The organism is Nitrospira sp. BLG_2 (genome assembly GCF_049222245.1).
On record NZ_JBLYIG010000486.1, the window covers coordinates 1 to 9,658 of the forward strand.

Sequence of the window (9,658 nt, forward strand, 5' to 3'; positions counted from 1 at the left end):
GTGAAGGTTTGGAAGGTGTCGAGCATCGCTACGAATCGTACTTGCGTGGTGAGAAGCGGATGATGGTGCTGCAGCGTGATGCCTTAGGACGTACGGTGTTCCCCAGGGGCGTGACTGAACGGAGTCCGACGCCCGGTCAAAGCCTCATGCTGACGATCGATGAGGTGATTCAGTATATCGCTGAGAGAGAGCTTGAGGACGCAGTTGGCCGTGCGCAGGCAAAGTCAGGAACAATGATTGTACTTGATCCAAAGACGGGAGCAGTGTTGGCTATGGCGGTGAGTCCGCGATTTGATCCCAATGCCGTGTCGGCCCTCAGCCCTGATCGCTGGCGAAACAAGGCGCTTACGGATGCCTATGAACCAGGGTCCACCATGAAGGCGATGATTGCTGCGGCCGCCATTGCAGAACGAGTGGTAAGGCCGAATACGATGGTATTCGGAGAGCATGGCCATATGACTGTCGCGAACACCGTGATTCATGATCATGAGCGATTGGGATGGATGTCCTTCGCTCAGGTAATTCAGAAGTCCAGTAACATCGGAGCGGCAAAGACCGGTATGGCGCTGGGGGAACAGCGGCTCTATCGATATCTCCAGGCATTCGGTTTCGGACAGCGAACGGAGATCGACCTTCCAGGAGAGGGGGTCGGACTTGTTAGAAATCCAAAAGATTGGGGGCGTCGTTCGGTCGCGTCTATTTCCATGGGGCAAGAGATAGGCGTGACACCGCTTCAAATGGTCTCGGCGGTTGCGGCCATTGCAAACGGAGGTGTGTTGATGAAACCTTACGTGGTTTCAGAAATACGAGATGCTGATGGCCACATCCTTAGACAAGTGCCTCCTCAAGTCAAGCGACGGGTCATTTCTCCGGAAACGGCCCGCAGCGTGACCAAGATTCTTGAAGGTGTCATTACGGACGGCACCGGAGCGAAGGCGGCTATTCGAGGGTTCCGAGTGGCTGGGAAAACCGGTACGGCCCAAAAGATCGATCCACGGACAGGTAGCTATTCGGCATCGCGATTTGTCGCGTCTTTTACAGGGTATGTGCCTGCGGACAACCCTCAATTGGCCATGATCGTAGTAATCGATGAGCCTCAAGGTGATGCGTGGGGCGGAGCTGTCGCGGCTCCCGTATTTAGCCGTGTCGGAGAACAGGCGTTAAGTTACTTAGGGGTGCCGTCGAAGGAGCCTGTCACGTTGGCAATGGCTTCGCAGAGACCGTAATTGTATTGGTATGTCGATGACCTTGGCAACCCTGCTACAGGCTCTAGAAGGACGGGTAAAGATTCTTGATCGTCACGGAAATTTTCAGGTGTCTGTAAACGCGATCACCGATGATTCCCGAGCCGTATCGACGGACAGTCTCTTTGTAGCCGTAAGAGGCGAGCGAGTCGATGGACACGAATTTATTCCAGCGGCGATGAAAGCAGGAATGGTCGCATTGGTGTCGCAGCAGCCGGTGAGGGAGGTGTCTTTTCCATTCGTCCGAGTTGACGACTCCAGAAAGGCGCTCGGTTTGCTGGGGAGCCGATTCTATGGAGACCCCTCGTCGCATATTCGAATGATCGGCGTGACCGGGACCAATGGAAAAACCACCACGACGTATGTCTGCAAAGCGCTGCTGGAAGCCCTGGGCCACCCAGTAGGGTTGATTGGAACCGTCGTCTACCAAATCGGTGAGCGCACGATGCAAGCCACGCACACGACACCCGGCTCTCTTGAGCTACAACAGCTGCTTGCCACGATGGTCGCAGGCGGCTGCACAAGTGCAGTCATGGAAGTGTCTTCTCACGCCCTGGCGCAGGACCGTACGAGCGGATGTGAATATGATGTAGCGGTTTTTTCGAATTTGACCCAGGATCATCTGGATTTTCACAAGACCATGGAGGAGTACTTTCAAGCAAAGCTGAAACTTTTTACGGGATTGACGAGCGGAGTGAAGACGAATAAACGAGCGATCGTGAACATCGATGACCCCTATGGGAATCGTATCGTCGAAGGTTGCCCTGCCCCGGTTTGGACCTTTGGCTTAAAAACCAAGGCGGATCTGCGTGCCGAAGCGGTGCGGTTGTCTCTTGAGGGGACCACCTTTACCGCTGCAACTCCGGTCGGAAGCTTCCCTATCGAGAGTCACCTTGTGGGTGAGCACAATGTCTACAACTTACTCGCTGCCATTGGGGTCGCGTTACACGAAGGGGCCACACCTACTCAGATTCGTGAGACTGTAGCGAGGATCAGTAATGTGCCGGGTCGGTTTGAACGTGTGATCGCTGGCCAGCCGTTTACGGTGGCCATAGATTACGCCCACACTGAAGACGCGTTAGTTCGCTTGCTGACGGCGGCGCAAGCGCTGAAGACCGGCCGCATCATCACGGTGTTTGGCTGTGGTGGAGACCGCGATCGAGGAAAGAGGCCGAAGATGGGAGAGGCGGCCGTGCGCTACAGCGACGTCGTGATATTGACCTCGGACAATCCCAGAACCGAGGACCCCCTCTCGATTTTGGAACAAGTCGAAGCCGGGATGATCGAAGCGCTGCGGCAACGGCCACACGTCCGGTACCGAAAAGTGCCTGATCGGCGAGAAGCCATCGAAGAGGCGGTACGGGAGGCCCATAGCGGAGATATCGTGTTGATCGCCGGAAAAGGGCACGAAGATTACCAGATCATCGGCACGAAGAAGGTTCATTTCGACGATCGCGAGGTAGCGCGCAACGCCATCGAACGACTCGGAACCCGTGTCTAGCTCACGGAACAGGGGCCGATCGGTGCTCGGAAGCTCCAGATGACTCTGTTTACCGTCGAAGAATTGCGGGAAGTAGTCAGCGCGAAAGTCTTGGCCGGTGGCGGGATCGGTTGGACCAAGTCCCGTATCCGTGGAATCAGTCTCGATACTCGGTCTCTTCGACCTGGAGATTGCTTTCTCGCACTGCGAGGAGATCGATTCGACGGCCATGACTTTGTGGCCACAGCGCTGTCGCGCGGGGCGGTTGGAGCGATCGTCCTCGATTCCCACGATGCGTCAGGGCTTGCCTTGAAGCGTGGCCCGAGACGTGCCCAGCCTTTTATTCTCGGTGTCAGCGATCCACTCTATGCCTACCAGCAGTTGGCTGCGTACCACCGAAGCCGATTTCAAATCCCTGTCGTGGCTGTCACGGGGAGCAACGGCAAGACGACGACGAAGGAAATGGTCGCCGCTGTCATGGCACATCGTTGGAAGATCCTCAAGACCGAAGGCAATTTGAACAACCGTGTCGGCGTTCCTCAGACACTGCTTCGCCTCAACGATCAACACAAGGGGGCGATCATCGAGATGGGAGTCGATAATATCGGTCAGACCGCCAGGCTGTGTGAAATAGCTCGACCCACGATCGGGATCATTACGAACATCGGCCCGGACCACTTGCAGTTTTTTGAGACGATGGAGGTATCGGCTCAGGCAAAGGCGGAGTTGCTGGATCTTCTTCCTCGTGATGGGGCCGCAATCCTGAACGCAGATGACTCGTATTACGACTATCTTGCCGCGCGAGCTCGATGTCGTGTGGTGTCGTTCGGCCTTTCATCAAAGGCCGATGTTCGTGCGATTGACATAAAATCAGACGAGCGTAATGGGACGATTTTTCGTCTTCTGCTGCCAGGAGCAGTACGTCGCGCCATTGTTCATATTCGAGTCCAGGGAGATCACAACGTCAGCAATGCCTTGGCCGCCGGAGCGGTCGGTTCGGTTCTGGGCCTGCCCGGTGGGGTGATCGCTCAAGGGCTGTCCCGTTTCCGGCCTGCTGCCATGCGGTCGCAGGTGCTGGTCAATCAGGGCGTGAAATTGATCATCGACTGTTACAATGCCAATCCTGCTTCCATGAAAGCGGCGGTGCAGTTGCTCGCGCAGACAGAGACGAAACGAAAGAAAGTCGCGGTTCTTGGAGACATGCTGGAACTAGGCCCGAATGCCGCCCAGATGCACGAGGAAGTCGGCGAGTTCTTAGCACGACAAGGCATCGATCAGCTCGTGGCCTGCGGTGTATTAGGGCGGAGCCTTGCCAAAGGCGCGAAACATGCAGGGTTGGATCAATCCCGTATTCTTGAAGTGTCGGATGCTCGTGCTGCCGCCGTCGCCTTGAAAACGATCGTAAAACCGGGTGACGTTGTGCTGATCAAAGCGTCGCGCGGGATGAAATTAGAGCTTGTCGCTGACGCACTCCAAAGAGCAAAACACACGACGAAGAAGGCTTCGTAACGGTCGTTCAGACTATGCTGTACATCTGGCTCTATCCGCTCCATACAGACTTCTCGTTTCTGAATGTCTTTCGCTACCAGAGCTTCCGCATTATTTACGCCGCTGTCACGGCGTTTCTGATCGCGTTCGTACTCGCGCCGTGGGTGATTCGCAAGCTTCAAGAAATCAAGCTGGGACAACAGATACGTGACGACGGGCCCAAACGGCATCTGGCCAAAAGCGGAACACCCACGATGGGCGGCATCCTCATTATCTTTGCAGTCACGCTGTCGACGTTGCTTTGGGCCGACATCTCACGCCCCCATATTTGGTTGGTTCTTGTCGCGACGCTGGGGTTTTGCGCCGTTGGGTTTGTGGACGACTATCTTAAATTCATCAAGGCTCGGTCGAAAGGGCTTTCGGCGTCACAAAAGTTCACGGCGCAAATAGTGATTGCGCTCATCGTGGCACTGATTTTGTATTCGTTACCCGGCTACAACACGAAGCTGAGCGTGCCGTTTTTTAAGAATTTTACGCCTGACTTGGGATGGTTTTATGTTGTCTTTGCCGTCCTGGTGATTGTCGGCAGTTCCAATGCCGTCAACCTCACTGATGGTCTCGATGGGCTGGCTATCGGTCCTGTGATGATTGCGGCTTTGGCGTACACCGTGGTCGCCTACGTCACCGGCCACCGATTGATGTCGGAATATCTCCTGATTCCGCACATCGACGGAGCCGGAGAGTTGGCGGTCTTTACAGCGGCCATTCTGGGTTCGAGCCTTGGATTCCTTTGGTTCAATACCTACCCGGCCTCCGTCTTTATGGGAGATGTCGGTTCGCTCCCGCTTGGGGCTGCTCTTGGAGCGGTAGCGGTCATCAGCAAGCATGAGTTGTTATTGTTAATGGTCGGCGGTGTCTTCGTCATCGAGGCAGTCTCGGTGATTTTCCAAGTCGCTTCATACAAATCCAGAGGAAAGCGGATCTTTCTCATGGCTCCGATTCATCATCATTTTGAGATGAAAGGCTGGGAAGAGCCGAAAGTCGTCGTGCGTTTGTGGATTATCGCCATTTTGCTGGCGCTATTAAGCTTGAGCACGCTCAAGTTGAGGTAATCCGGATGGTAGGAATGGACACTACGCAGTTGGACGGAGCTCACGTCACAGTCGTTGGACTGGCACGGAGCGGCGTGGCCGCTGCCTGCTTACTGCAGGAAGCCGGCGCATTGGTGACGGTTGCCGACCGAAAGGATCGTGGAGAGTTACTCGGTGTACTTGGATCGTTGGATTCTACGGCAACCCGCCTCGTGCTGGGCAGTGATTATGAATCGGCTCTCGACCAGGCTGAACTCGTCGTTATCAGTCCGGGAGTCCCTTATCGGCTGGAGGCTCTTGAACGTGTTCGTCGTCGAGGTGTGAGGGTCATCAGTGAACTCGATCTTGCATCACGGTTTCTTTCCGCTCCAATTCTGGCGTTGACCGGCACCAATGGGAAGAGCACGACGGTCACGCTGATCGGGAAAATGCTGCAAGAGAGCGGAAAGAGGACATTTGTCGGCGGGAATCTGGGCACGGCGATTAGTGAGGCCGCCGTACAATCGCTGCGAGCCTGCAAGATGGGTCGTCCATGCCCGTACGACGCTTTGGTAGTGGAAGTGTCCAGCTTCCAACTGGAAACCGTCGAGCGATTTCATCCATGGATTGCAGCGATTCTCAACGTGACGGTGGACCATCAGGATCGCTATGAGTCCATCGACGAATACATCGCGGCTAAAAACAGAATATTTGAAAACCAAACCCCTTCCGACTACGCCCTCTTCAATCTGGATGATTCGAGGGTGGCTACTCTGCGGCGGCGTGCGAAGGCCAGTGTACTGGGTTTCACGAGGGCTCAGTCATTGCCTTCCGATCTGAGAGGAGGCGCCTATCTCAATCGGGATCGCATCATGATGAACATTGGCGGTCAGACGCATGAAATCTGTGCACGGAGCGAGGTCAAAATCATCGGCGATCACAACATCGAAAACGCCATGGTGGCTGCAACGTATGCGTTCTTGAGCGGGTGTCCACTCGGCATAATTCGCCAGGTACTCAGAGATTTTCCCGGATTGGAACATGCGGTGGAGGTCGTTCGCGAGCGGCGGGGTATACGGTTCATCAACGATTCTAAGGGAACCAACGTGGATGCGACACTCAAAGCGTTGGAGAGTATCGACCAACCAATTTGGCTTATCGCCGGTGGACGAGACAAGGGAGGGGATTTCTCTCGGCTGGCTCCCGCGATACGCCGGAAAGTCAAGCGGCTCATTTTGATCGGTGAAGCGGCGCCGCTGATTGAGAAGGCGATGGGGGGCTATCCGGCACTGGAGCGGGCCGACACATTGAAGCAAGCCGTTGAGGTGGCGGCATCGGGAGCGTGTCTGGGCGAGGTGGTGTTGCTGTCCCCGGCCTGCGCGAGCTTCGACATGTTCGCCGATTATCAAGACCGAGGGCGGCAGTTTAAAGTTCTTGTGCAATCTTTGCCGGAGTAACGACGGCAAGGCAGAGGAGCATTGACGCTGGAAGATGCCACAGAGATCTGGAGGGACCTTGGCCTTGCCCTGGTCTACCGCCAGCCCGCGAGCGCCGAAGCGGGTGGCGATGGATCATATCTTGCTGTTTGTGACCATTGCGCTGACGATGGTCGGACTGGTGATGGTCTTCAGCGCGAGCGCTGTGGTGGCGGGCAATCGATTCCACGATTCCTGGTACTACCTAAAGCGGCAACTGGCATGGCTAGTGATTGGTTTGATGCTTCTTCATGCGGCGTCCCGGGTCGATTACATGTGGTGGAAGCGCCTTGCGTTTCCTCTTCTCGGTCTCATCATGGGATTGCTGGTGATTGTCCTTATTCCATCGATCGGTGTTGCCGCCAATGGGGCCCGGCGTTGGTTACGGCTGGGTTCTATTTCAATTCAGCCGGCCGAGATGGCAAAGTTAATCAGCGTGATCTATCTTGCTGCGTACCTCGCAAAAAAAGACGATCGACTTCAGGATTTCTCAACGGGGTTGCTCCCGGCACTGCTCGTCATCGGGATCATCAGTGGGTTGATCCTTTTGGAGCCCGATTTGGGAACCGTGGTGGTGTTGGGTCTGGTGACGGGAGGGCTCTTGTTCATCGGCGGTGCGCGTCTGTCGCATCTCTCAACACTTGCATTATCCGCTGTGCCGATCGGGCTCGCGCTTGTCTTGACATCCGGCTACCGTCGTCAGCGGTTCATGGCATTTCTAGAACCGTGGCGGGATGCGTCGGATACCGGATTCCAGATTATTCAATCATTCTTGGCATTCGGCAGCGGGGGACTCTTCGGAGTCGGGTTGGGAGAAGGCAAGCAGAAGCTGTTCTTTCTCCCGGAAGCGCATACCGATTTTGTGTTGGCACTCGTCGGCGAAGAGTTAGGGTTCGTTGGAACAGGGATTATTATTTTGCTCTTCGCGCTCTTCGTGATCCGCGGATTTCAGATTTCCACCAGAGCGCGAATTCCGTTCGGCCGCTACCTGGGAATCGGCATCACGACGCTCATCGGTATCCAGGCGCTGATCAATGCTTGTGTTGTGACGGGGCTGTTGCCGACCAAAGGTCTTACATTGCCGTTCGTCAGCTATGGCGGATCTTCCTTGGTAATCAACCTGAGCGGAGTCGGGATTTTGCTGAGCATCTCGCGGGATCGGCAGGCTGGACGAGAAGAGATCAGACGGCAGAGCGCAAGTCGCTGGGCGGCTCGGCGATGACGATTGTAATCGCTGCCGGTGGGACCGGTGGGCATCTCTATCCGGCTGTCGCGCTGGCTCGGGAATTTCTGCGCCGTGATCCTTCCACGAGCATTCTGTTTGTCGGGACGGTGCGTGGGGTCGAGTCCAGGGTGCTCGCTCATGAGGGATTCGAATTGGCGTTGATCACCGCGAAGCCGGTCATGGGAAAGGGATTGCTGGATGTCATAAGGGGAGTGCTTTCTGTGCCTGTTGGAATTTGGCAGGCACTGGACATTTTGAAGCGGCGGCGGGCTGATTTAGTGATCGGAGTAGGGGGCTATACGAGTCCGTCTATGTTGGTTGCTGCTGCGTTAAAAGGAATCGCTCGGGTGATTTTGGAGCCAAATGCCCATCCCGGAATGGCCAACAAAGTCGTCGCGCCCTTTGCGCAAAAGATTTTTTTGGCATTTGAGTCCGCCGGGCCTTCCTTTGATCGACGAAAGATCCGTGTCGTGGGGACACCGATCCGACAAGAGTTCTTCGTGCAAGCAACCGATACCGCGTCAACCAAGCAGGATGGTCCGCACGTGCTCATTTTCGGGGGGAGTCAGGGGGCCATGGCCATTAACAGCGCGGTGCTGGAAGGAATACCCCTATTGAGTCAACGTCTTCCCGGTCTGACCATCACGCACCAAACTGGGGAGGGGGATTTTGCGCGAGTCAGCGATGCGTACCGAAGGTTTGGTATTAGGACTAAAGTCGTCCCCTTTCTTTACGATCTGCCTGCCGTCCTTAGGACGGCCGATCTAGTGGTGGCTCGTGCGGGTGCGATGACGATTGCCGAATTGACGGCCTGTGGGAAAGCCGCCATTCTGATTCCGCTGCCCACGGCTATCTACGATCACCAGATGAAGAATGCGCGGACGATGGAAGCGGCAGGAGGTGCCATTGTTCTTCAGCAAGCGGATCTTACGGGAGTGAAACTGAGTGAAATGATTGCAGCTGTCTTAACGGATCCGCAGCGACTGGAGAAGATGCAGCGGAAGAGTTTGGAAATGAGACGAATCGATGCCGGCGAGGTGATCGTCGGTGAATGTTACGCGCTCATGGGAGTGACACATGACATCAACCAATCTACTGGCGCAACCGGAGGTTAGGGTAGTTGAGAATCGGGGGATTCAATCACGGACTTCTGCAGGACGACCAAGGCTAAGCCGTATGACGCTCTTTCGCAAGATACAGCAGATTCATCTTGTCGGCATCGGCGGAGCTGGTATGAGCGGCATCGCAGAAGTCTTACTCACCATGGGATACAAAGTGACCGGTTCAGATCTGCACGTTTCGGAGACGACGAAGAGACTGGAGGAACTCGGTGGGAAAATTTTCATCGGTCATCAGGAGTCCAATGTGGGAGAGGCGCAAGTTGTTGTCATCTCTTCCGCCGTGGCGTCGAGTAACCCAGAAGTTGTAGCGGCGAAGACCCAGCAGATTCCGGTCATTCCGCGGGCGGAGATGTTGGCGGAGCTGATGCGTCTGAAGTTCGGGGTGGCCATCGCCGGTGCTCATGGAAAAACCACCACGACGTCGATGGTCGCGAACGTGTTGGCGCAGGGTGGTCTCGACCCCACAATGGTGATCGGAGGAAAGGTCAATGCCTTGGGCAGCCACGCACGACTTGGACGAGGCGACTTGCTGGTGGCGGAGGCAGACGAAAGCGA

8 protein-coding genes are annotated in these 9,658 nt (G+C 55.6%); all 8 read left to right on the forward strand.

Annotation, left to right across the window (positions count from 1 at the left end; all coding sequences use genetic code 11):
• Positions 1-1,226: peptidoglycan D,D-transpeptidase FtsI family protein (locus tag ACOSYY_RS13320; RefSeq protein ID WP_421662986.1), on the forward strand; the 1,226-nt coding region annotated here is incomplete at its 5' end.
• 10 nt (positions 1,227-1,236) lie between these two features.
• Positions 1,237-2,745: a UDP-N-acetylmuramoyl-L-alanyl-D-glutamate--2,6-diaminopimelate ligase gene (locus tag ACOSYY_RS13325; protein WP_421662987.1), complete on the forward strand. Its 1,509-nt coding sequence runs from the start codon at positions 1,237-1,239 to the stop codon at positions 2,743-2,745.
• 39 nt (positions 2,746-2,784) lie between these two features.
• Positions 2,785-4,233 (forward strand): UDP-N-acetylmuramoyl-tripeptide--D-alanyl-D-alanine ligase, encoded by a 1,449-nt coding sequence (locus tag ACOSYY_RS13330; protein ID WP_421662988.1) that lies wholly within the window; start codon positions 2,785-2,787, stop codon positions 4,231-4,233.
• Positions 4,234-4,247: 14 nt separating this feature from the next.
• Entirely contained in the window at positions 4,248-5,324 is a 1,077-nt protein-coding gene (gene mraY / locus ACOSYY_RS13335) for a phospho-N-acetylmuramoyl-pentapeptide-transferase (RefSeq protein WP_421662989.1), read from the forward strand.
• Positions 5,325-5,338: 14 nt separating this feature from the next.
• Positions 5,339-6,739 carry a UDP-N-acetylmuramoyl-L-alanine--D-glutamate ligase gene (murD, locus tag ACOSYY_RS13340; RefSeq protein ID WP_421662990.1) on the forward strand — a complete coding sequence of 467 codons (1,401 nt, stop codon included), beginning with the start codon at positions 5,339-5,341 and terminating at the stop codon, positions 6,737-6,739.
• 34 nt (positions 6,740-6,773) lie between these two features.
• Entirely contained in the window at positions 6,774-7,979 is a 1,206-nt protein-coding gene (gene ftsW, locus ACOSYY_RS13345; protein WP_421662991.1) for a putative lipid II flippase FtsW, read from the forward strand.
• The gene (murG, locus tag ACOSYY_RS13350) at positions 7,976-9,097 is read left to right on the forward strand and encodes an undecaprenyldiphospho-muramoylpentapeptide beta-N-acetylglucosaminyltransferase (protein WP_421662992.1); all 1,122 of its coding nucleotides are present in this window, start codon (positions 7,976-7,978) and stop codon (positions 9,095-9,097) included. Before ftsW ends, murG begins: the two co-directional genes overlap by 4 nt.
• Positions 9,098-9,158: 61 nt before the next feature.
• Positions 9,159-9,658: Mur ligase domain-containing protein (locus ACOSYY_RS13355; protein WP_421662993.1), on the forward strand; the 500-nt coding region annotated here is incomplete at its 3' end.